General features: G+C 56.7%; 33 protein-coding genes and 1 tRNA gene. 21 read left to right on the forward strand and 13 right to left on the reverse strand.

Translation table 11 applies throughout. From position 1 onward, the window contains the following. On the forward strand, positions 1–84 hold an 84-nt coding region (locus AC1RN6_RS20910), incomplete at its 5' end, for an ABC transporter ATP-binding protein C-terminal domain-containing protein (RefSeq protein WP_493007628.1). 83 nt (positions 85–167) lie between these two features. Beyond that, positions 168–737: an NADPH-dependent FMN reductase gene (locus tag AC1RN6_RS20915; protein ID WP_493007378.1), complete on the forward strand. Its 570-nt coding sequence runs from the start codon at positions 168–170 to the stop codon at positions 735–737. A 129-nt stretch (positions 738–866) separates the two neighbouring features. On the opposite strand, the gene AC1RN6_RS20920 is transcribed toward AC1RN6_RS20915, so the two are convergent. Then, positions 867–1331 carry a PA2169 family four-helix-bundle protein gene (locus AC1RN6_RS20920; protein WP_493007629.1) on the reverse strand — a complete coding sequence of 155 codons (465 nt, stop codon included), beginning with the start codon at positions 1329–1331 and terminating at the stop codon, positions 867–869. A 507-nt stretch (positions 1332–1838) separates the two neighbouring features. Between AC1RN6_RS20920 and AC1RN6_RS20925 the strand changes: the two genes are divergently transcribed. The 14 genes from AC1RN6_RS20925 to AC1RN6_RS20990 all read left to right on the forward strand — a co-directional run bounded on the left by AC1RN6_RS20925 (position 1839) and on the right by AC1RN6_RS20990 (position 9639). Then, positions 1839–2045 (forward strand): hypothetical protein, encoded by a 207-nt coding sequence (locus tag AC1RN6_RS20925; RefSeq protein WP_493007379.1) that lies wholly within the window; start codon positions 1839–1841, stop codon positions 2043–2045. Positions 2046–2093: 48 nt separating this feature from the next. Next, positions 2094–2306, forward strand: a complete 213-nt coding sequence (locus AC1RN6_RS20930; RefSeq protein WP_493007380.1) for a hypothetical protein — start codon at positions 2094–2096, stop codon at positions 2304–2306. A gap of 70 nt (positions 2307–2376) precedes the next feature. Continuing rightward, positions 2377–2640 carry a hypothetical protein gene (locus AC1RN6_RS20935; RefSeq protein WP_493007381.1) on the forward strand — a complete coding sequence of 88 codons (264 nt, stop codon included), beginning with the start codon at positions 2377–2379 and terminating at the stop codon, positions 2638–2640. A 36-nt stretch (positions 2641–2676) separates the two neighbouring features. Next, positions 2677–2988 carry an ElaB/YgaM/YqjD family protein gene (locus AC1RN6_RS20940; protein ID WP_493007382.1) on the forward strand — a complete coding sequence of 104 codons (312 nt, stop codon included), beginning with the start codon at positions 2677–2679 and terminating at the stop codon, positions 2986–2988. Between the two features lie 50 nt (positions 2989–3038). After that, positions 3039–3593 carry a ferritin-like domain-containing protein gene (locus AC1RN6_RS20945; RefSeq protein ID WP_493007383.1) on the forward strand — a complete coding sequence of 185 codons (555 nt, stop codon included), beginning with the start codon at positions 3039–3041 and terminating at the stop codon, positions 3591–3593. A gap of 97 nt (positions 3594–3690) precedes the next feature. Further along, positions 3691–3903: a CsbD family protein gene (locus AC1RN6_RS20950; RefSeq protein ID WP_493007384.1), complete on the forward strand. Its 213-nt coding sequence runs from the start codon at positions 3691–3693 to the stop codon at positions 3901–3903. Positions 3904–3984: 81 nt separating this feature from the next. Continuing rightward, the gene (locus AC1RN6_RS20955) at positions 3985–4362 is read left to right on the forward strand and encodes a cell envelope biogenesis protein TolA (RefSeq protein WP_493007385.1); all 378 of its coding nucleotides are present in this window, start codon (positions 3985–3987) and stop codon (positions 4360–4362) included. Between the two features lie 96 nt (positions 4363–4458). Further along, the gene (locus AC1RN6_RS20960) at positions 4459–4776 is read left to right on the forward strand and encodes a BON domain-containing protein (protein WP_493007386.1); all 318 of its coding nucleotides are present in this window, start codon (positions 4459–4461) and stop codon (positions 4774–4776) included. Positions 4777–5023: 247 nt separating this feature from the next. Continuing rightward, the gene (locus tag AC1RN6_RS20965; RefSeq protein WP_034298516.1) at positions 5024–5653 is read left to right on the forward strand and encodes a response regulator; all 630 of its coding nucleotides are present in this window, start codon (positions 5024–5026) and stop codon (positions 5651–5653) included. Between the two features lie 103 nt (positions 5654–5756). Continuing rightward, positions 5757–6224: a response regulator gene (locus AC1RN6_RS20970; RefSeq protein ID WP_493007387.1), complete on the forward strand. Its 468-nt coding sequence runs from the start codon at positions 5757–5759 to the stop codon at positions 6222–6224. A 138-nt stretch (positions 6225–6362) separates the two neighbouring features. Further along, a complete protein-coding gene (locus tag AC1RN6_RS20975) occupies positions 6363–8417 on the forward strand; it encodes a PAS domain-containing sensor histidine kinase (RefSeq protein WP_493007388.1) in 2055 nt (684 codons plus the stop codon). Between the two features lie 183 nt (positions 8418–8600). Next, complete coding sequence (locus AC1RN6_RS20980) at positions 8601–8774, forward strand: CsbD family protein (RefSeq protein WP_493007389.1); 174 nt, start codon at positions 8601–8603, stop codon at positions 8772–8774. Between the two features lie 195 nt (positions 8775–8969). Next, entirely contained in the window at positions 8970–9314 is a 345-nt protein-coding gene (locus AC1RN6_RS20985) for a hypothetical protein (protein ID WP_493007390.1), read from the forward strand. 109 nt (positions 9315–9423) lie between these two features. After that, positions 9424–9639: a YMGG-like glycine zipper-containing protein gene (locus tag AC1RN6_RS20990; RefSeq protein WP_493007391.1), complete on the forward strand. Its 216-nt coding sequence runs from the start codon at positions 9424–9426 to the stop codon at positions 9637–9639. Positions 9640–9853: 214 nt separating this feature from the next. Here the strand turns inward: AC1RN6_RS20990 and AC1RN6_RS20995 are convergent, their stop codons facing one another. The 3 genes from AC1RN6_RS20995 to AC1RN6_RS21005 form a co-directional block, all read right to left on the reverse strand. Then, on the reverse strand, positions 9854–10180 hold the full coding sequence (locus AC1RN6_RS20995) for a hypothetical protein (RefSeq protein ID WP_493007392.1): 327 nt from the start codon (positions 10178–10180) through the stop codon (positions 9854–9856). Positions 10181–10297: 117 nt separating this feature from the next. After that, positions 10298–10456, reverse strand: a complete 159-nt coding sequence (locus AC1RN6_RS21000; protein ID WP_007878300.1) for a DUF3309 family protein — start codon at positions 10454–10456, stop codon at positions 10298–10300. A gap of 84 nt (positions 10457–10540) precedes the next feature. Beyond that, complete coding sequence (locus AC1RN6_RS21005) at positions 10541–11386, reverse strand: hypothetical protein (protein ID WP_493007393.1); 846 nt, start codon at positions 11384–11386, stop codon at positions 10541–10543. 418 nt (positions 11387–11804) lie between these two features. On the opposite strand from AC1RN6_RS21005, the gene AC1RN6_RS21010 reads away from it, so the two are divergent. From AC1RN6_RS21010 to AC1RN6_RS21030, 5 genes are all read left to right on the forward strand, one after another. Beyond that, positions 11805–12428 carry an ANTAR domain-containing response regulator gene (locus AC1RN6_RS21010; RefSeq protein WP_493007394.1) on the forward strand — a complete coding sequence of 208 codons (624 nt, stop codon included), beginning with the start codon at positions 11805–11807 and terminating at the stop codon, positions 12426–12428. 453 nt (positions 12429–12881) lie between these two features. After that, entirely contained in the window at positions 12882–14054 is a 1173-nt protein-coding gene (locus AC1RN6_RS21015) for a CmpA/NrtA family ABC transporter substrate-binding protein (RefSeq protein ID WP_493007395.1), read from the forward strand. A 49-nt stretch (positions 14055–14103) separates the two neighbouring features. Next, on the forward strand, positions 14104–15021 hold the full coding sequence (ntrB, locus tag AC1RN6_RS21020; protein ID WP_493007396.1) for a nitrate ABC transporter permease: 918 nt from the start codon (positions 14104–14106) through the stop codon (positions 15019–15021). A 66-nt stretch (positions 15022–15087) separates the two neighbouring features. Continuing rightward, positions 15088–15897: an ABC transporter ATP-binding protein gene (locus AC1RN6_RS21025; protein ID WP_493007630.1), complete on the forward strand. Its 810-nt coding sequence runs from the start codon at positions 15088–15090 to the stop codon at positions 15895–15897. 55 nt (positions 15898–15952) lie between these two features. Then, a complete protein-coding gene (locus AC1RN6_RS21030) occupies positions 15953–16660 on the forward strand; it encodes a methyl-accepting chemotaxis protein (protein WP_493007397.1) in 708 nt (235 codons plus the stop codon). 84 nt (positions 16661–16744) lie between these two features. Here AC1RN6_RS21030 and AC1RN6_RS21035 read toward each other — a convergent pair whose 3' ends face one another. The 9 genes from AC1RN6_RS21035 to tolQ form a co-directional block, all read right to left on the reverse strand. Continuing rightward, a complete protein-coding gene (locus AC1RN6_RS21035) occupies positions 16745–17119 on the reverse strand; it encodes a DUF423 domain-containing protein (RefSeq protein WP_493007398.1) in 375 nt (124 codons plus the stop codon). Between the two features lie 122 nt (positions 17120–17241). Next, positions 17242–18234, reverse strand: a complete 993-nt coding sequence (locus AC1RN6_RS21040) for a ChuX/HutX family heme-like substrate-binding protein (RefSeq protein ID WP_493007399.1) — start codon at positions 18232–18234, stop codon at positions 17242–17244. Positions 18235–18984: 750 nt separating this feature from the next. Then, positions 18985–19060 (reverse strand) — tRNA-Lys (locus tag AC1RN6_RS21045). Positions 19061–19127: 67 nt separating this feature from the next. Next, positions 19128–19889, reverse strand: a complete 762-nt coding sequence (gene ybgF / locus AC1RN6_RS21050; protein WP_493007400.1) for a tol-pal system protein YbgF — start codon at positions 19887–19889, stop codon at positions 19128–19130. Positions 19890–19894: 5 nt separating this feature from the next. After that, positions 19895–20419, reverse strand: a complete 525-nt coding sequence (pal, locus tag AC1RN6_RS21055; RefSeq protein WP_493007401.1) for a peptidoglycan-associated lipoprotein Pal — start codon at positions 20417–20419, stop codon at positions 19895–19897. A 39-nt stretch (positions 20420–20458) separates the two neighbouring features. After that, positions 20459–21760, reverse strand: coding sequence for a Tol-Pal system beta propeller repeat protein TolB (tolB, locus tag AC1RN6_RS21060; protein WP_493007402.1), 1302 nt, complete (start codon positions 21758–21760; stop codon positions 20459–20461). Positions 21761–21775: 15 nt separating this feature from the next. Further along, complete coding sequence (tolA, locus tag AC1RN6_RS21065; protein WP_493007403.1) at positions 21776–22702, reverse strand: cell envelope integrity protein TolA; 927 nt, start codon at positions 22700–22702, stop codon at positions 21776–21778. A 1-nt stretch (position 22703) separates the two neighbouring features. Continuing rightward, a complete protein-coding gene (locus AC1RN6_RS21070) occupies positions 22704–23132 on the reverse strand; it encodes an ExbD/TolR family protein (protein ID WP_050479482.1) in 429 nt (142 codons plus the stop codon). Beyond that, entirely contained in the window at positions 23132–23833 is a 702-nt protein-coding gene (gene tolQ, locus AC1RN6_RS21075) for a protein TolQ (protein ID WP_493007404.1), read from the reverse strand. The genes AC1RN6_RS21070 and tolQ overlap by 1 nt, the downstream gene beginning before the upstream one ends. Between the last annotated feature and the right edge of the window lie 30 nt (positions 23834–23863).

Below are 23863 nucleotides of genomic sequence, written 5' to 3' on the forward strand. Positions count from 1 at the left end.
TCGGGCCTGATCACCATGACCGGCGACGCCAAGGAGATGCTCAGCGATCCGCGCGTCAAGGCGGCTTATCTGGGTGAGGCATAAGGAAGCTGCGCGTAAGTCTGGTGTAGGATAGATCGGTGTTTCCGCTATTTGCAGGTTTAACTCCCTCATCAAAGGACATTGAAATGAGCGATACCCCGATCACCATTCTTGGCATTTCCGGCAGCTTGCGCACAGGTTCTTACAACACGGCTGCTCTTCACGCTGCAGCGGAATTACTGCCACCCGGCGTGCGTCTGATCCAGGCCGACATCTCCGACATTCCTCTTTATAACGACGACGTGCGCGCCAAAGGATGGCCGCCGTCGGTCGAACGTTTTCGCAAACAGATTGCTGAAGCAGATGCCATCTTGTTTTCCACACCGGAATACAACTACTCGATTCCGGGCTTGCTGAAAAACGCCATCGACTGGGCCTCGCGCCCTCCGGAGCAGCCTTTTGCAGGCAAAGCAACCGCCATCATGGGCGCCAGTCCGGGCGCAGTGGGCACGGCACGCGCGCAGTATCATTTGCGCCAGATCGGCGTCTTTCTCGATCTGAAAATTCTCAACAAACCGGAAGTCATGATCGGCGGCGCGGGTGATCGTTTCGATGCCGCCGGCAAGCTGACCCATGAGCCGACGCGTGAGTTCATCAAGACCATGCTGGTTGCCTTGCAAGAACTGGCGCTGATGCTGAAGCATCACAAAAAATAGGACGAAAAAAATTAAAAAGAATTAGAAAGAAAATAAAAAAGAGCGGCCGTTGAGCCGCTCTTTTTATTTCTGGCGATATGCATGCCCGGAGGCATTTGCGCGTCGCCTACATCGGTTGCAACCGAATACTTAGGCCGCCTTCTTGGCGCGCACCTGATCGCGTAACGCCTTGACGCGGTCATGGTTAGCCAGCACGCCCTGATACTGGCGTTCGACGATCAGGCGTACGTCGCTCGGCAGATCTTCCGCCAGCGCCTTGCGATAGGCGTTTACGGCGGCATCTTCACCGCGTTCGCATTCGTTGAGAATGGCCTCGTCGTTCTTGCCGACGATAGCGCTCTTGATGTTGATCCATTGACGGTGCAGGGCGCCGCTTACCGTGGTGTGGTTGGTCGGCTCGCCGCCGAGTGCACGCACCAGATTTTGCAATTCCAATGCGCTCTGGCCGCAAGCCTGCGAACGTTCCAGGAACTGGGTTTTGTAGTACGCCTGACGTTCCGAAGCGTCTTCCGCGCAGACGCGGAAACCTTCTTCGCCATCCTTGGAAATCTGGATCAGGTCGTTCAAGGTATCAATCAGTTGATCGTTTTTCATCATGTGCCTTTCATTGAAATGGAGGAAAAAAGTTTTTTCTTTTTCTGTTTCTGTTCATGCATCAGTGCACGAAAAAGTAGATCAGCACCAGCACGAAAGCGGGAACGCCCAGTATCCAGGCGAGAAAATACTTACCCATATCTGCTCCTTGAAATGTGAGGTCAACGTATTGACCAGAGACGCGCATCGATTCTTTGCATGCCTGTCGCGATCTGGCTGGCAAGGTCCGGGACATTCTTGATGTATTGCCAAGATTCTGCCGACTTGCCATCCAATGTCTGCATCGTAGTAGCTGCATCGTTCCGGGACCATCAGACGCCTGCGCAATCGGTTGTAGGAGGGCAACTGCAAAGGCTGGTAACAATCACCATGAGGAAGGTCGCAAAGCCTTTGCCGGCGCGGCTTCTCATCTTGTCCTACAAGACAATGGGCGGGCGTCCTATACCTCTTGCCTGGTGGCATTGCTACGATCCTCCCATCGCATCATCAAAAGCCGAGGAGCGCGTCATGAATAAAGACCAATTGGTAGGCAATCTGAAAATTGCACTGGGCCGTCTGTATGAAAACATGGCCAAGGTTTCCGGTGATCAGTCGCGCCGCCGCCATGCCCTGCAATTGCAGGAGGCAGGCAAGGTGCAACGCACCGTCGGTGATGCGCGCCAGATCATCAAGCACTCCATCAAGCATTCCGCCAAGCAGCATTTGTCGGCCTGAGCTGACTGCTTCGCATACGAGATCAACAAATAGAACAAGGAGCTTGCCATGTTGACCAAACGAAATCTGCTGCTGGCGCTGGGTATTTCCAGTGCAGCTGTTGTTGCGGTCCTGAATGTTTGCGCCAATCGTCTGCAGCGCGCCGACAACCGTGCGCAGCGCAAGGCATTGCAACGCTGGGAAGGCGAAGGCGGCAATGTGTTTCAGCCAGCCATGCCGGCGCCGAAGGCCGATGCGCTGTCGCAGGACGCGACGCCCTGAGCGGGGTATGTAAAAGAGGGTGTTTTACCGGCCTTGTCCTACAAGGCAATCAGCGGCAGTCCTATCGCTGATGACGCAGGCAGAAAGTATCGTTCAGTTACCGGATCCGCAACGCTTTACAGCCGGACGGATTACAGGGAAACAAGGAAGAGACAAGCAAGATACAAGCAAGATACAAGCAAGATACAAGCAAGATACAAGCAAGATACAAGCGGTTCGTTTCACGACACAAGAACAGATCGAAACGGGTGCAATCATGGAAAAAATGGTGCTTTGCTGGTTAGTGGGTATGCCTCTGGTGATGCTGCTCGTTCTTCAATACTTTATGTATTGAGCTGTAAGCCAAAGCCAATAAACAAGGAGTTAGAAAATGCGCGAAGAAAAATTACGAACCGTCCGAACTGACGTCCAGGTGCTGTTGCAAGAAGCACAGGAATTGTTCAACGAAGCTGCGGCGGCAACCGGTCAGAAGGCCGCCGATCTGCGTGCCAAGGGCGAGGAAATCCTCGATCGCGCCTTTATCAAGGCGCAGGGAATTCAATCGTATATGGTGCAGACCGGCAAAGAAATCGCCGCCACCACCGACGACTACGTGCAGTCCAACCCATGGCGCGCTATTGCCATCTCTACCGGCGTCGGCCTGCTGCTCGGCCTGTGCGTGTCGCGCAGCTGCGAACGCTAAGCGTCAGCCCATCCTCAGCCATATAGCCAACCGGATAAAGGAACACGATCATGTCAAGCAAACCATCCACGGTGCATCACATCAGCGGCAAGCCGTTTCACATCGACCGCGAAAAAGTGCGCCAGGACGCCATGAAGCTGAGTGACGGCGCCGTGACCGAGGGTTACAAGGGCGACCGCGAAGAAGTCGTCGCCATGCTCAATGATGCACTGGCCACCGAGCTGGTCTGTGTATTGCGCTACAAGCGTCACTATTTCACCGCGACCGGTCTGGAAAACGAGCCGATCAAGGCTGAATTCCTGGAGCATGCGCTGGAGGAAGAGGCTCACGCAAACCAGATCGCCGAACGCATCGTGCAACTGAACGGCGAGCCGAATTTCAACCCGCGGGAGCTGTCCGAGCGCAGCCATGCGGACTATGACGAGTCGACCGACATCAAGTCGATGATTCGCGCCAACCTGATTGCAGAACGTATTGCGATCGAGACCTATCGCCAGATGATCGAACGCATCGGCGACGACGATCCGACCACCAAGCATTTGCTCATTTCCATCATGGCGAAGGAAGAAGAACACGCCGACGACATGAGCGACCTGCTCGATTGACTGCGCCTGACCGGCGCATAGACGCCGGTGAGAGGCACGCCTCCGGCGCAGCAGTCATGGCAGAACTACCCTATCGACAACAAGCAAGGAGAACAGCATGAACTGGGACATTATTGAAGGCAACTGGAAGCAGTTCAAAGGCAAGGCCAAGCAGCAATGGGGCAAGCTGACCGATGATCAGCTCGACACCATCAACGGCAAGCGTGAAGAGCTGGCCGGCCGCATTCAGGAAGTGTATGGCATCAACAAGGACGAAACCGAGAAACAACTCAAGGCTTTCGAAGAAAACAACAAGGACTGGCGTCATTGATCGGTGACTTGGCGTCGGCAGCAAAGCTGTCGCCACACCGTTCCGGCAAGGTCTTTTAAAACCAAAACCAATGGAGTTCTCATGAAAAAATTTATCGCCACCTGCATCCTGACTACCGCCGCGTTCGGCGCACATAGTCTGGCAAACGCCGCCGACGCCGTCAAATCCCAATACAAGGCTGACGTTGCCGCCGCCGATGCAGACTACAAGACCGCCAAGGCCAAGTGCAAACCGCTCAAGGGCAACGAGGAAGACGTTTGCAACAAGGAAGCCAAGGCTGCGCACGAAACTGCGATCGCCGACGCCAAGGCCAAGCGTAAGACTAAAGACGCCAACAAGGATGCAGCCAAGACCACCAATGACGCCGACTACAACGTCGCCAAGGAAAAATGCGACGCCCTGAAGGGTGCGGAACAAGACAAGTGCACCACCGCGGCCAAGGCCAAGTACGGCAAGTAATTCTGTAGTAATCCAGTAAGGTCATGGAGAGGTAGCGATGCTTCTCCATAAAACAATCACACGCAAGTATTTGAATTTACCAACAAGGAGATCATCATGACTTTATCTTTGACCAAACGCTTTATGGGCTTTTTCCTCGCACTGATGATGGTGTCGCTGGTCGGCTGCGCTTCCGGTCCCAACAAGGAAGGCACCGGCGAATATGTCGATGATTCCGTGATCACCACCAAGGTGAAGAGCGCAATCTTCCAGGAACCTAATCTGAAGTCGGCAGAAATCAACGTCGAAACCTACAAGGGTGTCGTGCAGTTGAGCGGTTTCGTGAGCTCGGCAACCAACGCTTCCCGTGCTACCGAACTAGCTCGCGGCGTCAAGGGCGTGAAATCGGTGAAGAACGACCTGCGCCTCAAGTAAGGTCTTTCCCGGCGGCGGCCACCGTTGCCGCCGGGATCCGTTCCGGCGCTTTTCTGCCGGACAATTGTTTTTTTGGAATCAAGCAGAAGGCGTATTAAGGTATAGTTAGCCGCGGAAGGCCCCGGTGCCGCCGGGCAACTCACTCAAATGACGGAAACGCTGCACAGCAGGCAAGGAACAGCGCAGTCGTACCCGCATTTGCCTGATCAGGAAGGACTTCAGCATTGTCTTGATGCTGGTAAAAACTATGACAAAAATATTGGTAGTCGATGATCACGCTGTCGTGCGTGCTGGTGTCCAGCACTTTATTGCGGACATTCCAAATATGGAAGTCGGTGGTGAAGCAAGTACCGCCGAAGAGGCGATCCGCCTGGTGCGTACGCAAGAGTGGGATATTGTCCTGCTCGACATTGCGATGCCGGATAAAAGCGGCGTCGAAGTATTAAAGCAAATCAAACGCGAAAAGCCGGCGTTGCCGGTGCTCATGCTGAGCATGCATCCGGAAAGCCGCTACGCGGTGCAGGTGCTGCGCAGCGGCGCCAGCGGTTATGTGCAGAAGGAAGCCCTGGCGACTGATCTGGTCAGCGCCATCAACACCATTCTGCGCGGCCACAAGTACATCAGCTATGGCGTTGCGGAGTTGCTGACTACGGATCCTGTGGATTCGGAAAAGCCGCTGCACGAAACGCTGTCGCAACGCGAATACGAAATTTTTTACAAGCTGGGCCAGGGCCAGGGCGTGACGCAGATCGCCGATGAGCTTTGCCTGAGCGTGAAGACCGTGAGTACTTACCGGTCGCGCGTTTTGCAGAAGATGAATATGGCCAACAACGCCGATATCATCTATTACGCCATCAAGAATAATCTGATCGATTAACGGAACACGCAGGCAGGCGCATGCGGCCCATAAGCCGCCGATACGCCGGTCATGCCGGACCGGGGGCTTTTCGCAATTGAGTTTGAGTGTCAGGACAGTGATCATGGAACAGGTATTGCAGGACATGTCGGAAAGGATGGGGCGCAGCGCGAATGCGCCGCTGAAGGTGTTCCTTGTCGAGGATTCGGCCGACGTGCGCGATCTGATCATGGAAAGCCTCGCCGAAATTCCCGGTGTCGAACTGGCCGGCTATGCCGAGACCGAAGACGATGCTGCGGCCCATCTGGAAAACGAAAGCTACGACGTACTCATTCTTGACATCCAGCTCAGGCAGGGCAACGGCATGAACCTGTTGCAGTCGCTGGCACGTTCAGGCAAGAAAAGCCACGACGAACTCAAGATCATCTTCAGCAATCATGTCAGTTCTACTTATCGTCGTGTCGGCTTGCAATACGGCGTGCAGTTCTTCTTCGACAAATCTTCTGAATTTACCAAATTGCGCAGCCTGATCGAAAGACTCAGCGGCAAGGGAAAAGGTCTGGCGCCGATGCATGGATACACGCCGGCATGACCGGCTGATGCCATGCAGCGCAGGCGGGACTACCTGGCCACCTTGTTCTAAATATAATGTAGCCGGTGCAAGAACGAAGATACGTGTTCTCCACACGACGTTTGCGCACTCAACGGCACAATCCGGGGGCTTCAGCACATGCAAATGAAGGCAGCACGCAACGACATCAGTGAAGGCTCGTCGCTGGAACATTACGTCGCCACGCAGGCAAATTTCGCCAGTATCGTCACCGCGGCAATGAGCTTGGCCATGATTATCGTGCTGTTTGGCATCGTGGTGCTCATCAGTTGTTACGCAGAAGACGACTATCGCAAAATCCTGGCAGATCTGATTGCGGTACAGGGCAGCACGGCCGTCGGATTTATCCTGTCCGGTTCTGCGCTCTATCTGCAGTGTCTCAACGTCGGGCAAACTAGCCGCCGCATGGCGCTTGCTGCGCGTGTCGTAGCCTGTCTGCTGCTGGTGCTGGGAGCCGGCTTCCTGTTACAAAACGTCTTTGGCCTGAGTTTGCTGGGCGATCGCCTGCCGGGACTTCTTTCCACCATTTCCATTGCGCACAGCGCCTTCGGCGCGGCGATCCATCCGCTGGCGGCGGCTTGCTTCGTACTGATTGCCCTGACGCTGTTGCTGCATGACGTACGCATCAATGCACGCCACTATCCGGCCGAATATCTGGCCTTCATCCTGATCGGCCTGAGCGCCATTCCGCTGGTCGGTTACCTGTACGGCGTCAATAAACTGACCTTCCTGCATTACTCGACCGGCATTCCTTTCCTGTCGGCGCTGGGTTTTTTGTTGCTGAGCGCAGCGCTGTTGATGGCGCGGCCATCGCATCGCCTGATGGCGATCATCGTCAGCCATGCACCCGGGGGCAACATGCTGCGCCGTTTGCTGCCATCGATGCTGTTGCTGATTCTGATCCTCAATTTGCTGGTGGCGCGCGGCGCCGAATACGGTCTTTATGCGGATCGCCTGATGTTGCCGTTTTTGACGCTGATCGACGGTGCGCTGGTGGTGTTTATCTTCTGGCGCTTCGCCGGCAAGCTCGATCGCGAATACGGCGCGCGCATGCAGAGCGCCGCCAAGCTGGCAGAAACCAATTCTCTGCTGACCGCCGTCAGCGACAGCACGCGCGAACCGATCTTTGTGAAGAATCGCCAGGGTCTGCTGGTCTTTGCCAATCCGGCCATGCTGCAGCAAGTTGGAAAGACCTGGGAAGAGGCGATGTACCGCGCCAGTCGCGAACTGTTCGTACACAAGGAAGATGCCGATCGCATCGATGAGGACGACCGGCGCGTCATGGCCAGCGGCTTGCCTGAAACCATTGAGCAGACGCTGAATCTGCCGCATGGCGTCTTCACCTATCAGTCCACGCGCGTGCCCTGGTTCGACAAGCTCGGCAACGTATTGGGCGTGATCGGTATCAGCACCGATATCTCCGAGCGCAAACGCGCAGAAGACTCGCTGCGTGAGCGCGAAGCGCAGCTTGAAAAGACTGTGGTCGAACGTACGGCGTTGCTGCGCGAACTGACCAATCACCTGGAGACGGTCCGTGAGGAAGAGAAACGTGCCATTGCACGCGAGCTGCATGACAACATGGGCGCATCGCTGACGGCCCTGAGCATGCATCTGGAGAGCGTCTACAAGATCCTGCCCGACGATGAGAAATGGCAGGAACGCAAGCCGCGCATCCAGGGGTTGATGAATTCGCTGGTCGGCACGACACGACGCATCCAGACCGAACTGCGGCCGAATATGCTCGACCTGTTCGGGCTCAAGGCAGCGATCACCGAGCAGATGGACGAGCTGGCCGAGCGCAGCGGCATGACTTGCAAGGCCAGCCTGCCGGATGAGGACGTCGCCATCGGCCATCAGATGGAAATCGCCATCTACCGCATGCTGCAAGAGATGCTCAACAACGTCACCAAACACGCCAAGGCGACGCAGGTCGACGTGATCCTGGATGTCGATGAAGAACAGGTCGCCCTGACCGTGCGCGACAACGGCGTCGGTATTTCGCAAGACCGGCGCGATAACAATAAGACCTACGGCTTGCGTGGTTTACGCGAACGCGCCACCTTCTTCGGCGGCGAAGTCGACATCCGCTCCGCTCCAGGCACGGGTTCATTGATCACGATACGCCTGCCCATCGCCGCTCCCGCGGCTCCGGCTACCCCCGCGGCGCAAGCCTGACAAGGGATTCGGTTTTCAGGTCATTTTTTACTCTGCTTGTCCTACGTTTCAAAGCGGGGCTGTCTTATAGTCCCGCAACATCCTCCTCGCTAAGATGAACTCATCGCGTTTCCATTCATGGAGATGTGTGCAGTTGACTGTTGAGCATCGCAGTAACTGGTCTTTCAACTTTCAGGAGTCATCATGAATAAAGATCAAGTTCAAGGTAGCGCAAAACAGGTAGCCGGCAAGGTTCAGCAAAAGGCTGGTGAAGTTGTGAACAGCAAGGAACAGCAGGTCAAGGGCGCTGCCAAGCAAATTGACGGCAGCGTGCAAAAGAGCTACGGCGACGCCAAGGAAGCACTGAAGGGTCGCTGATCCTGAGCCGGTGAATGGGAGCGAGAGCTCCCATTTTCATGTCTGCGCGGTTTTTCTTGTAGGAATCGTCTTACGCCAGAATCGGAAAAGCACGGCTGTTGAGCCTTTCCGGCTTTTGTCATGATGGGCTGATAGAAAAACAGGCAGGTATTGAGACTTAACAATTCCCGGATCGTCGTTGTCGAGGGAGGGATCATGAAAAAAACAGCAACCGTTGCTTCGCTCGTACTGACCGGCATGATGGCATGCTCAATTGCCGTCGCGGCAACCGCAACGCCTCACACGACGCACCTGGTGCCAAGTGATGATGCCGCGCATGTTGTCATGGCGAAGAGCCATGCGCAGGCAGGAAAAGCAGTCGGCACGAAGCCTGCATTGGACAAAAAGAAATTCCGCTATCTCGACATGGTAGAGAGAAAGCATCCTTCTTCGATCCGCAACGCGGTCATTGTGTATGACCATGCACTGATGCGAAAGAAGGCATGTGACTCGCACGATCCCGCAAGTGTAAGCGAATGTTTGGGACGTCCTTCGGTGTGAAACTATCCACCCTCAAGACGTCTAAAAAGTATGTGCCTCGCAAACCGGCGCTTAACTGAACCATTTGCTGCAGCGGCAGCATCAATCAACTTTTTATAGAGGTGTCATCATGAAAAATATACATAAGATTGCAGTGACCTCGATCACTGTGTGCGCCCTTACCGTATTGAGCGGCTGTAGCGGCATGTCAAATCGCGACAGAGATACCGCGATCGGCGCCGGCGTCGGTGCAGTCGGCGGTGCAGTCTTGACCGGCGGCAGCGGTATCGGTACGGTCGGCGGTGCAGCTGTCGGCGGTGTGATCGGTAATCAGGTCGGCAAGTAAATGAAGTAGCAGCCGACGCACAGACTTCTCATTGCATTCACGGCGATATGCGGGATGCAATGCAGGAGAAAATTGTGGAGACAAGAAAAGAACAAGGGGACCGATCCGGTCCCCTTGTCTTTTGGCGCGTCGAAAGCGTTTTGAAATGCCTTCTGAGACCAGTCTTGTACCGCACCACCTGGCGATGCTGTTTTAAGTACGGTCCCGATAGTTCTTATTCGCTGTTGGCGGTATTGGCCTTGTAGATGCGCTTGGCTCGTTCCAGATCGCTTTGCATCAGCTCGCGCGCTTCCTTGCGGCAGGCTTTGGCTTCGGCCCGCTTGAGCGGTTTGCATTCGCCCAGAGCTTGCGCATAGGCGGCATGCGCCTCTTTCAGCAGCGTCTTGTTATGCAGCTTGGCGGTGTCGTCGCCTTCATACCAGCGTTGCGGATCTTGCTGCGAGACGTCTTCTTCCGCAGCCATGGCAGGGACATGCGCGGTAAAGCAAGCGGCCAGGAAGAACGGCAGTAGCAAAAGGTGTTTTTGGCGATTTTTTGTCATCGTTACGAGCTCCCTTCCAGTCAAAAAGATAAGCGGCGCTGCATCTGCATGGTATCTGCAGATGCAACGCCGCCCATCATATCCTGTTTATGGTGCCCGGAAGAAAAACCCGTATTTCTACAACCTGCCCAGCAACACCAGTATCAGCAGAATGATGACGACGGTACCGGCGATGCCGCTCGGGCCGTAGCCCCATGAACGGCTATGCGGCCAGGCCGGCAGGGCGCCGATAAGAATCAGGATAAGTACGATCAGTAGAATGGTGCCGATGGTCATGTTGTTCTCCTTGTTGTACTGCAGGACTTGCAGCGGTTACCGGCGCTATGCGCCACACCGGTTGGCGGGCGCACAGCGTCAATATTAGAAACGCACCTTTACGTAGGCAGACGGCCCTTTGAGGCGGATGTCGAGGTTGGCGTCATTGATGGTGCCGCCGCCGCTGCGATTGATGTTGATGCGGGTGATGCCATAGTCGGCGCCGATACCGAGGTTGGCGAGTGGATACCATTCGGCGCCGAATGCGGCGCTATAGATATGGCCGGTAACGCGGCCCCAGTTTTTTTTCACACCGGAGGCTTCGGCATAGAGACGAAAGTCTTTGCTGAAGGCATGTTTCCAACCCAGTTCGACCAGCGGCGCCCAGGTCTTTTCGGTATAGCTTTCGTTGAAGGTGCCGGTGGTGCCATTGAGCGTCGCCGCCGCGTTCACGTCGAGGTGGGCGCGGTAATAGCCGCCGCCGAGGCCGATGCCGAAGACGTCGTTGCCCTGGCCGATCCACCATTTATAAGCCAGTGACGCCATGTCGACCTGCAGGTTGGCGTCGGCGTTGGCGTTCAGACTGGAGGTAGTGCCGCCGATCAGCGCCGATCGGTCGATGGCGCCGCTGTTATTTTTCTTGTACGTGAAGTAATCGAAGGACAGGCCCTGGCTGTCGAACAGCAGTAACTCGCCGCGTATGCGCGGCAGGGTGGTGCGGTTGCGATCGATGTCGCCGGACTGGAAGTTGCCGTATTGCGTATTGGCGTTCACGCGAAACGTCGGATCGACATAGTAGGCGCCGGCGGAGAGGCTGAAACGGTCGAGGGCGGGAGAGTGCTCCGCAAGCGCGCTCGCCGATGTCAGTGCAAGCGCACTGCCGGCAGCGAAATAGGTGGCAAGTTGCGCGGTTTTTCTGACGGTTGGCAGCGTGCGATGACGACGGAACATTGGGGTCTCCTCCTGAGAGCGGATCAAATAAATGGAACGAATGCGGTGTCGTACTCACCTGCAAAAGCAGGAGGTGACGTCATGGATGTTAGCCATCGCCATGGCTACGGTAGATAGGCGTGCACCTCAATTTCCTGTAGGAAAAGGCGAGTAGCGAAGTAGGAGTGAACCATCTTTGCGCCGAGGCATGGGGGAAGTCGTGGTTTGATTTTTGCTTGCGGAAGACTGACGGACGGTGCTGTGATCGTCGAAATACCTCATGAAATGATATAAAGTGTGCACCCGCAGCAAATGAGTTACTATTCGCCCGACTGCATTTGGGGGAATATCGGGGAAGCCGAAGCAGCAGAATCCACACACCAGCCCGCAACGAGTTCAGAATCGATTTACGATGTCCAGGCGAACATTGGAACCACACATGCGCAATTTACGCATCGTTGTCGTCAACACCATCATCGATCATGCCGATGAAAGCGACACCGCGCTGCACGAACAGGCGGAGCGTGGAAAGGCTTTGCGTATCGGTTTGCTGGAAGCCGGCTACAACATCATCGCCTCGCTGCCTGCCGACCTGTACCTGCCGGAGCGCATCGCCCAGCTGCACCCCGACATGATCATTATCGACGCCGAGTCGGACGCGCGCGACGTGCTTGAACACATCGTTATCACCACACGCGACGAACGCCGTCCCATCGTCATGTTCACGGAGGACGACACCACCTCCACCATGGAAGCGGCCATGGAAGCCGGCGTCACTGCCTATATCGTGGCCGGCCTGCAGTCGGAACGCATCAAGCCGGTGCTGGATGTGGCGCTCGCGCGTTTCCGCCAGGAGCAGAAGCTGCTCACCGAACTCTCAGACACCAGGCACAAGCTGGCCGAACGCAAGGTGGTTGAGCGCGCCAAGGGCGTGCTGATGGCCAAGCACAAGCTGTCGGAAGAGCAGGCCTATCAAAAATTGCGCAGCATGGCCATGAACAAGAACCTCAAACTTTCCGAAATCGCCCAGCGCCTCCTGGATGTCGAAGACTTGCTCGGCTGACATTTTTTCGTCACGCGTTCCGATTGCTTGCTGCCGTCATGCACCGCCAAATTGGTGCGCGGCACAAACGCGGTGCGCCAGTGTTGCACTTCCTCCTGCCGGTTTTTCCTGATTTTTCTTTTTCTCCGAATCGTCTTGCTCCCCATTTCATAGCGTAGCGGCGCGGCTTTTCCGATTTTTCGTCCCGCTTGGCACGCTCTTTGCTGAATCTCCGGTATAGCGCAAGGTTTGCGCATCGAACGGTTCGGCCAATGGCGGTTGGACCATCCAAGACAAAGGCGTCTTTCAGCATGTTTCATTACGTGCTGAAGGGACGCCTTTTTTATTTGCTGAATGGGGAACGCGATGGAATTCAAAGAGCAACAAGCGAGCAAGGCCGTGGCAGCTGTCGAGGAAGTGGATTTCAAGCGTCGTCAATTAATTCAGACCGCAGGACTTGCAACAGGAGCGACCATGTTGGGATTAGCCACCGGAGGAGCATGGGCAGCCGGCTCGGACAAGCCGGAAAAAGAAGAAGTGAAGATCGGTTTCATCCCCTTGACTGATTGCGCTTCCGTGGTGATGGCGTCGGTGCTCGGTTTCGACAAGAAGTACGGCATCAAGATCGTGCCCAGCAAGGAGGCTTCCTGGGCCGGCGTGCGCGACAAGCTGACCAACGGCGAGCTCGATGCGGCGCACGTCCTGTACGGCCTCATCTACGGCGTGCAAATGGGTATCGGCGGCCAGAAGAAAGATATGGCCGTGCTCATGAATCTCAATAACAACGGTCAAGCCATCACGCTGTCGAAAAAGATCGCCGACAAGGGTGGTGTCGACGGTCCGTCGCTGGCCAAGCTGATGCAGACCGACAAGCGCGAATATACCTTCGCCCAGACTTTTCCGACCGGCACGCACGCGATGTGGCTGTACTACTGGCTGGCAGCCAACGGCGTCAATCCGATGAAGGACGCCAAGGTCATCACCGTGCCGCCGCCGCAGATGGTCGCCAATATGCGTGTCGGCAACATGGATGGCTTCTGCGTGGGCGAACCATGGGGCCACCGCGCGATTGTCGACGGCGTCGGCATCACTGCCACCACCACGCAAGACATCTGGAAAGACCATCCTGAAAAAGTGCTGGGCACCTCGCTCGACTTCGTCAAGAAAAACCCGAACACCTGCCGCGCCATGATGGCCGCAATTCTTGATGCCAGCAAATGGATCGACGCTTCGCTGGCCAACAAGAACAAGATGGCCGAAGTCATTGCCGACAAATCTTATGTCAACACCAGCAAGGACGTCATCGACCAACGCATCATGGGTCGCTATCAGAACGGCCTGGGCAAGACCTGGGACGATCCGAACTACATGAAGTTCTACAACGACGGCGCGGTCAATTTCCCGTATCTGTCGGACGGCATGTGGTTCATGACGCAGCACCGCCGCTGGGGCTTGCTCAAGGACGATCCGGACTATCTGGCTGTGGCCAGGTCGGTCAATCAGATCGACCTGTACAAGGAGGCTGCCGCCATGACCAAGACCAGCATTCCGAAGGACCCGATGCGTACCTCCAAGCTGATGGATGGCACAGTGTGGGATGGCAAGAATCCGAAGGCCTACGCCGCGTCGTTCAAGATCAAGACGTAAGCAGGGATCGGCACGTGTTTTTGTCGCAGTACAGAGTGAAGGAATCGATATGAGCGCAGTCATGGAAACGACGATGAATGAGAACCCGAAGCCGGCAGCTGTAACAGCAACCGCAGTGCCGGCAACAGCTGTTGTTGCGCCGGCACCGGTCGTCCGGGCGAAGTCGAAGCAGGCAAAGAGATCTCCGCTGGTAGCAGGCTTGCTGATGAAGGTATTGCCGCCGCTGACCGGGCTCGCTTTCCTGGTGCTGGTGTGGCAGATCGTCGCCGCCAAGACCGGAAACTTCCCGACACCGCTGGTGACTTTGCAGGAAGCGATCAAGCTGTTCTCCGATCCGTTTTACCGCGCCGGTCCGAACGATCAGGGCATCGGCTGGAACGTGCTGGCATCGCTGCAACGCGTGGCGATCGGCTTCGGTCTGGCGGCGCTGGTAGGGATTCCGTTGGGCTTCCTGATTGGCCGCGTGCGTTTTTTGTCGGGCATGTTCGGCCCCATCATCAGCCTGCTCAAGCCGGTGTCGCCGCTAGCCTGGTTGCCGATCGGCCTGCTGGTGTTCAAGTCGGCCAACCCGGCGGCGATCTGGTCGATCTTCATCTGCTCAATCTGGCCCATGATCATCAACACTGCCGTCGGCGTGCAGCGTGTGCCGCAGGATTACATGAACGTGGCGCGCGTGCTGAACCTGTCCGAATGGAAGATCCTGACCAAGATCCTGTTCCCGTCCGTCTTGCCTTATATGCTGACCGGCGTGCGCCTGGCCATCGGCACTGCCTGGCTGGTGATCGTCGCGGCAGAGATGCTGACCGGCGGCGTGGGCATCGGCTTCTGGGTCTGGGATGAATGGAACAACCTGAACGTGCCGCACATCATCATCGCCATCGTCGTGATCGGCGTGGTGGGCCTGATTCTGGAGCAACTGCTGGTGGCGCTGGCGAAAGCCTTCACCTACGAACAGGTCAGCACCTGATTCTGAACCTGCATTCTGAATACTTATTTGAACGATCACGCAGTCGAAGCCGAGAAGGAAATTGCGATGGAAGCGATGAATAAATTTATTGAGATCAATGACGTCGAGATGGTGTTTCATACCAAGAAGGGCACGTTCCACGCGCTGCGCGACATCAATCTGATTGTGCAGAAGGGCGAGTTCATCACTCTGATCGGTCACTCCGGTTGCGGCAAGTCGACGCTGCTGAATCTGATCGCCGGTTTGCTCAAGCCCAGCGACGGTTTGCTCCTGTGCGCCAACCGCGAAATTGCCGGTCCGTCGCCGGAGCGCTCGGTGGTGTTTCAGAACCATTCGCTGCTGCCTTGGCTGACCTGCTACGAGAACATTTATCTCGGCGTGGAGCGCGTTTTCGGCGCCGCGGAAAACCGTACTCAGTTACGCGACCGCACGCGTGCTGCCTTGGCGCTGGTCGGCCTGACGGCGGCCGAGAGCAAGCGTCCGAACGAAATTTCCGGCGGCATGAAGCAGCGCGTCGGCATCGCCCGCGCGCTGGCCATGGAGCCTAAGGTCTTGCTGATGGACGAGCCCTTCGGTGCGCTGGATGCCTTGACCCGCGCGCATTTGCAGGACGAGCTGTTGAAGATCGTCGCCAAGACCGAATCGACGGTCGTCATGGTCACGCACGATGTCGACGAAGCAGTGCTGCTGTCGGACCGCATCGTCATGATGACCAACGGACCGGCGGCGACTATCGGTGAAATCCTCGACGTCAAGCTGGCGCGTCCGCGTGAGCGCGTGGCACTGGCCCAGGATGCGCAATATTCCGAATACCGTACCGCGGTGCTGGAGTTCCTCTACCGAAAACAAGCGCATCCGGCCAAAGAAGCGGCGTAATCAGCGTAGCAAGAAGGCAGAGCAGGCAAGAACAGATTCAGACGAAAGGAACAACATGGCGGTCTCCGGGCAAATCAAGCTGGTGCAAAACAGCGATACCGGGAAGGGCGAGACGACTTCCGCTGCCGATACCAAGCCCTTGTCGGGCGAAGTGTTCGGCGCATTGATCAATCTGTCGGGCCGCCGCCGCTTCACTTCTCAGCGCCTGGTGCTGTATGCGGTGCTGGGGTCGCAGGGCCACGAAGGGGCCACCAAGATCGCGCGCGAGGCACTGGCCTTGTTCCGTGGCGCGCATACGGCGCTGGTGAAAGGTTCGGACACCGTGCCCGGTATTTTTTGCGAAGAGGTACGCGAAGCTTACTTCGGCAGGCTCGATGGCGATGCGCAGATTGTATATTTCATCAACCTGGCAGAACGCGCGCTCAACGCCATCGACGACGGCTTGCGCGACGCGCCGGCGTTACTGGACGAGCTGGTGCGCATCACCACGCCGCTGCTGAGCGTGCTGAACCAGATCACCAGCGTCTACGAAGAACAGTCGAAACGTCATGCGCTGCTGATGAAGAAGCAGTTGCGCGGCATCATGACCGACATCGAAACCATCGCCAAGCAGGCCAAGATGGTGTCCTTCAACGCGCGCATTGTGGCGGCGCGCGCAGGGCAGGCAGGCAAGGAGTTCTCGGTGGTGGCCGGCGTGCTGTCGAACATCACGACCGAGATCGACGATCTGGTGAAGGTGGCATTGAGCGGGGCAGCTGCTTAGTGGTTCGTGTTGATGCGTAAAAACAAAAAGCCGGTCTTCACCGGCTTTTTGTTTTTACAAAGAAGACTGCGGAACGAAACAAGCTTACTGCGCCTTGTAAGCCGCCCATGCCACCAGCAGCCATCCTCCCAGGAAAGCCAGGCCGCCGATCGGCGTGATCGCACCAAGGAAGCGTACGCCGCTCAGGGCAAGTACATACAGGCTGCCGCTGAAGATCACAATGCCGATGAACATCGCGCTGCCCGCCCAGCCCAATATGGCCGGGCCGAATTTTGGAATCAACAAGGCCACAGCGAACATGCCCAGTGCATGCACCATCTGGTAGATGACGGCGGTTTGCCAGATCGCCAGCATGTCGGCGTCGAGGATTTGTTTCAGACCGTGCGCGCCGAAGGCACCGGCGCCGACGGCGATGAACATATTGAGGCCTGCCAGGATGACGAGAAGACGTTCGCTCATGAGTGATTCCAGAAATTGATCTGCAGGTATTGTAATTGTTCTGCGCCCGTCACCCTTGGGCGGTGAACGGGGCGGCAATTTGTCGATGCGGGGAACTGCTTGGGTGTTGCCCAGGGATAGCTTCAAACACCGAAGATCGGCATCAGGCGCATGATCGATTCGCGCCATTCGCGCGGCTCCGGCTGGCCGTTGTCTTTTTTGCTCAGGAAGCTGGCGATGTGCATGCCCTGGCGATTGAACAGTTCCAGCGAAGTGATGATGCCGTCGGTGGTCGGCTTTTTCGCGACCCAGACCGAATCGATATGATCTTCGCGCAGCAGCATGCGAAAACCCGAGTTCATGATCTTCAGGCGCGAATCCTTGATGCCGATATTTTTGATCTTGCCATAGTAGGCTTGCACGATGCCGGCGTTGCCAACCTGCGCCATGATGGCGGTGCCGAATTCCGTCATGCGCTGCAGGATGATGCGTGCCGAATCGTTGGCGACCTGATAGGCGAAGGCCTTGCCGGCCAGGCGCAGCTTGCGCAGGCGCTGTTGGTCGAAGGCTTCCTGGCGCTGGACGAAATCGTTGTGGTTGTGCGTATGCGCCCAGTCGGCGCGCAGTGCATCGACGTCGATTTCTTTGCGGATGTCGGCCTTGTCTTCGCGCGGATGCACCAGTTGCAGCGGCGACGTCTGGTCGGCGGCTGCATGTTCGCTAACGAGCTTTCTGAAGGCCAGAATATCGTCGTTTTCACGTAGCACGATCTTGTGCAGCATGTTGCCGTAGCGGTCGAAGAACTGGAAGCTGTGCTGCTTGCTGCCGTTGCATTCGTCGTGTTCTTCGAGGGCGTAGCCGTGTTCCCATTGCGGATAGAAGATGCGCAGGTGCATGGCTTCCGCAGGCGCGAATTCGATTTCGTTCTTCACGTAGAGCGCGCCGCTGACGTTGTCTTTTTCCAGCAGGGCGGACGAGTTGCGCGTGACTTCCGTCAGGTTGCCGAGCGCCGCCAGGCGGTTGAGCAGCGGTGCGAATTCGTTGTGCAGGCGCGTGGCTTGCGGATGCAGCGCAATGCGTTGCACATCAGTCAGGTTGGGCAGTTGCTGATCGTCGAGAGGGCGCAGACGCATCATGATCTTTCCTTCTTCGTTATTACTGTGTTGCAGAGTGACCGGTAACGGCTCAATGACATCTCCGGAGGAAATGGCGGTGCACGGCTTTCTGGTCCTGCGTGATTCCGACCCATGTGGGGATGGGTTGCTGATATCCAAGTCGCTATGGCGCGGTATCCAAAGAAAAGGCGGCATGTCGGCTGGCGCGTGGGCTAACAAGCGATGGGAGGGCAGACGAACCGGAGGTGAATTTTCTTTAGATGAGAATAATTCTCATCTATTATTGGGCATGAGGGCTGAAATTGCAAGGACGGTTAAAGTCTTTTACAAAAGTCGGTGTCGTTGTCAGCTGTAATCAAAGTGTTGAGGATGTGTCATTGTGTAATTGTTCTGGAGGCGTATGGTGCGCTGCGATAAAGTGAATCTGTCTCCTCCAACTCCTCCCTGGATTGGATTCAGCCCCCGACCTGCAAAGCTTCGGGGGCTTTTTTTGTGTGCGCATTTAGGGGGGGCGATGCAGATGGTTTTCTTTGTCGGCGAAAGCATCGGTAGCGGAAAGCACTTCGCCTCCGGAATTGTTTGTGCAAATGGACGTGCAGAAATTAGCCGCGGAGTTGCTAGTATGCGGTAAGCAATTTTGCCTGATCGCGGGGAGGGGAATTAAAGAACGGCTTGCGTGTTTCGCAATGCATCGCGGACATCTGCAACGGCATTCAGCAAAACAAAAAGGGCTCCAATTGCTTGGAACCCTTTTCATCTACTGCGAATTTCTGGTAGGCCGTGCGGGACTCGAACCTGCGACCAACGGATTAAAAGTCCGCTGCTCTACCAACTGAGCTAACGACCCGAAAGACCGCTATTATATGCAATATTGATCGATGGTGTCAAACAGGTAGGGGAAATATTTCAAGGCGCTATTTCAATGTTGCCAGTTTTTCTTTGCCTGTCTGAGCCGCCGGGCTTTCGGGATACTTCGCAATCAGCGCATCCAACGATTTTTTCGCCGCTGCCTTGTCCTTCAGCTCGATGTACGAGCTGCCGATGTTGAGCATGGCGTCGGCCACTTTTGGACTGTCCGGATAATTCTTCACTACCGCCTGCTGTGCTGCGATGGCGCCCTTGTAGTCGCGCTGTGCATACAGTGCGTTGCCCACCCAGTATTGCGCCGATGGCGCGTAGCCGGATTGCGGATAACGCTTCAGGAAGTCGCTGAACGCAGCGCCGGCACCCTTGTAGTCGCCGCCCTTGAACAGGTTCAGTGCGGCATCATAGGATTTTTGCTCATTCAGATCGACGCTGGCTTCCTTGCCGTCGATGTTGATTTTTTGCGGTTCCAGCTTGCGCAGTCGCGCATCCAGATCGACGTAAAAGTCTTTCTGGCGTTGCTGCGTGTTGGACAGTTCATTGGTCAGCACTTCGATCTGGCCACGCAGTCGTGCAATTTCCTGGCGGAGCTGGTCGTTCTGATCGGACAGGCTCAGCGCGCTGTTCTTGTCCGACTTGTTGACCATGTCCTTTTGCAGGCTATCGACTTTGTTGCGCAGATCGAGGATGGCCTTGCGCGCTTCGTCATCGTCAAACAAGCCCGCGTGCGCTGTCATTGGCAGACACGCGACAGCGGCCAGCATGGCCGCTGCGGAAACCGATTTGAACTTGGTTTTCAGGGAAGTGCGCATAGGTCTTATTGGTAAGCGATATCAGCGCGGCGGTTTTCAGCCCATGCTGCTTCGTCGCTGCCCAGTGCTTTTGGCTTTTCCTTGCCGAAGGAAACGGCTTCAACTTGCGCATCGGAGACACCCAGCAGGACCAGTGCCTTGCGGACTGCTTCTGCACGCTTCTGACCCAGGGCCAGGTTGTACTCGGTGCCGCCGCGATCATCGGTATTGCCTTGGATGATGACCTTGCGATCCTTGTGCGAGTTCAGGTATTTGGCGTGTGCTTCCACCACGGAGCGGAACTCTTCCTTGACGGAGTAGCTGTCATAGTCGAAGTAGACGCTGCGCTTCGAGAGAATGCCTTGCGGATCGTTCAACGGGTCGGAACCGGCGTTGACGGTGTTGACTGCACGTGGATCTGCGCCGTCATTAGTGCCGGCTGTTGCACGGGTTTCTACCGGTGCATTTTTGTCGTCCAGTTTGGTGGACGAGCAAGCCGCCAGCAGCACTGCTGCCGAAAGAACGATTGCAAAAGAACTGAATGTGCGCATCTGAAACTCCTTGTGTCGTGAATGAATGTGAATAATTGTTTATTTCATGAACGGCCCCCAGGTTGGCTCCCTGACATCGCCGACCTGGGTTGTTAAGCGCTGTTTGATCCGGCCATCCGTGGAGACGATGGCTAAAGACCCGCGACGGCCTGATTCCGTCGCGTACATGATGTATTTGCCGTTTGGCGAGAAGCTGGGCGACTCATCTTTGACGGTGTCGGACAGGCGTTGTTCCTGACCGTTGGTCAAATCCAGCGCGTAGAGCTGGAATTTACCTTCCCGGCGCGAAATAAATGCCAAAGTCTTGCCGTCCGGCGAAATGCGCGGGCTGATGTTGTAGCTGCCGCCAAAGGTGACGCGCTGGGCTTCGCCGCCGTTGGGGCTGACCTTGTAGATCTGCGGACCGCCGCTGCGGTCGCTGGTGAAGTAGACGTAATTGCCATCCGGCGAAAAACGCGGCTCCGTATCGATGCCGGCGGTGTTGGTCAGGCGGCGCAGGCCGCTGCCGTCGGCGTTGATGATGTAGACCTGAGTCAGGCCGTCGCGCGTCAATGCCACTGCCAGGCGCGAACCGTCGGGCGCCCAGGCCGGAGCCGAGTTGCTGCCCTTGAAGTTGGCCACCAGCGTGCGCTGGCGTGTCACGAGATTCTGGATGTAGATGACCGGTTTCTTGGCTTCGAAGGAAACATAAGCCACCTTGCCTCCGTCCGGCGACCAGGCCGGCGAAATGATCGGCTCATTGGAACGCAGCGCAACCTGCACGCCTTCGCCGTCGGCGTCGGCAACTTCCAGGCGGTACTCCTTGCCGGAACGTGTCACATAAGCAATACGTGTCGAGAAGATGCCGGGGATGCCGGTCAGCTTTTCATAGATGTCGTCGGCAATCTTGTGTGCGGTCAGGCGGATCAGTTGCGGCTGGCTGCCGAATGACAGTGCCGACAATTGCGCCGCCTTGATGGTGTCGAACAGGCGATAGCGCACATCGAAACGGCCATCGGCCAGGCGCTGCACGCTGCCTACGGCCAGCGCGTTGGCGCCGCGGCCTTTCCAGTCGTTGTAATTGATCGCGGAAGAATCCGACAGCGAGTCGCTGTTGTCGATCAGCTTGAATACGCCGCTGCGCGTCAGGTCGGCTCTGACAATGTTGGTGATCTGTTGCGGTGCGCCTTCTTCGCCGGGGAAGGAGGCGATGGCGACCGGGATCTGGCTGGCGCCGACACCGGAAATTTCAAAGCGCAATTCTGCATGCGAGGCAGGCGCCATGGCGATGCCGGCGACGGTCAGGGCAAGGCCCGTCAGGCGGCGAAAACCAAGTGGCAAGTTGCGTGAGTTTTTCATCATCCTCATTGTCATCGTTTACTGATCTTTCGGTAAATGGGTGAAAGTAAAGCTGTTCGGCACCCGGCCATCCTTGTCAGGAGGGAAAGGTTGCGATTTGTTGATCGCTTGCAGGACTGCTTCGTCAAAGCCCGGAATGCCGGATGTTCTGTTCTTGCGGATGCTGCGTACCGTGCCGTCTGGCAGCAGTTCGACAGTGTATTCTACCGCCGGGTTCGCGCTCAATTCGCCAGGCACGTCGAAGATGGTGTTGGAACGGATCTTCGCGCCCAGCTTGCGGCCATAGTCTGCCGCGCCGCGCGGGCCTTGCGATTGCGCCGCCGTACCGGTGCCGCCGCTATTGCTGGTGGCCTGACCCATCATGCGTTTCAGGTCATCCTGGCGACGTTGCTCGGCTGCCTTGTTGTCGGCTGCTTGCTGCTTCTGTTTCTTCTCGGCAGCAAGTTTATCGGCGTCGGCTTTCTTCTTCGCTTCGGCGTCTTCCTTTTGCTTGGCGAGTTTCTTGTCGGCGTCCAGCTTCTCCTGTTTTTCCTTCTTCAGCTGATCTTCTTTTTCACGCTCGAGCTTGGCTTCTTTCGCCTTCTCTTCGCGATCTTTCTTTTCCGCTTCCTTGCGCTTCTTTTCCTTCTCTTTTTCTTTCTCCAGCGCGATATCCGGCTTCACGACCGGAGGCTCTTCGACCTTCGGTGGCGGCGGTGGCTTGACTGGTTCAGGGGCCGGTTGCGGCGTCGGTTTCGGCGGTTCCGGTTCCGGCTCGGGTTGTGGCAGCGGGGCGGCTTCCTTGACGTTCGGATCCCAGATTTCCGCCTCGACGGTGAGCGGCGTCTGGCTCTGCCAGCTGATGCCGAACCAGAGGAAAGCCAGCAAGGCCATATGGACCACCACCGCCAGCGCGATGGCGCGCCAGCGACCCGGTTGTCTCGGTACTTGGTAAGGAGAGCTCATATTACTTCGTTGCCAGTCCCACGCGTGTGATGCCCAGCTTCTTGGCGGACGCAATGGCCTGAATCACTTCGTCGTACTTGATGTCCTTGTCAGCGGAAATCATCACCGGCATGTCGGGGCTGTCCGCATGCAAGGCCTGCAGTTTTTGCGCCAGGTCGTTGCGGCTGCTTGCGGTTTGCGTCTCACCGCGCTTCGGGCCGTTGACCTTGATGGTGGCCTTGGCGTCGGGCTTCAGCGCGATCTCGATGTATTCGTTCGGCGGCACGGTCGACTTGCCGGCGGTCGGCAGGTTGATGACGCTCGGGTCGTTCACCGGCGCTGCCACCATGAAAATGATCAGCAGCACCAGCATCACGTCGATGTAGGGCACGACGTTGATTTCGGATTTGAACTTGCGGGTGCGTCCCCCGCGCATGGATGAACCTGCCATTAGCGTGCCTGACGTTGCAAGATATTGGAGAATTCTTCGATGAAGCTTTCAAAGCGGATCGCCAGGCGGTCGATATCGTGCGAATAGCGGTTGTAGGCAATCACGGCAGGAATCGCTGCAAAGAGGCCGATCGCGGTCGCGATCAGCGCTTCGGCAATACCAGGCGCGACGGCGGCAAGCGTAGCCTGTTGCACGTTGGCAAGGCCGCGGAAGGCGTTCATGATGCCCCACACCGTGCCGAACAGGCCCACATACGGCGACACCGAACCGACCGACGCCAGGAAGGCCAGGTGCGATTCCAGTGCATCCATTTCACGCTGGTAGGCTGCACGCATGGCGCGGCGGGCGCCGTCCAGCAAGCCGGTCGAATCGATCGTGGCGCCTTTGCCAACTTGCGCCTTGGCTTTGTTGAATTCGCCCATACCGGCCTGGAAGATGCGTTCCAGCGCACCGCCGTGGCCGCCGCCCTTGCGGCGGTTGGACAGCGTGTCCTGGTACAGTGCAATCAGATTGCCACCGGACCAGAACGAGCGTTCGAACTCTTCGGTCTGGATGCGCGAGCTGCGGATCGTGAACATCTTGCGGAAGATGTAGGTCCAGCTGAAAATCGACGCCGACAGCAAGAGCAACATGACAAGTTGCACAATGACGGAGGCATTGGCGATCAGGGTAACGAAGGATAGATCTTGAGTGACATTCATGGGGGATTGAGGGTCGGAGGTTCAGTCAGA

The organism is Herbaspirillum sp. GW822-FHT03A08, assembly GCF_058801885.1.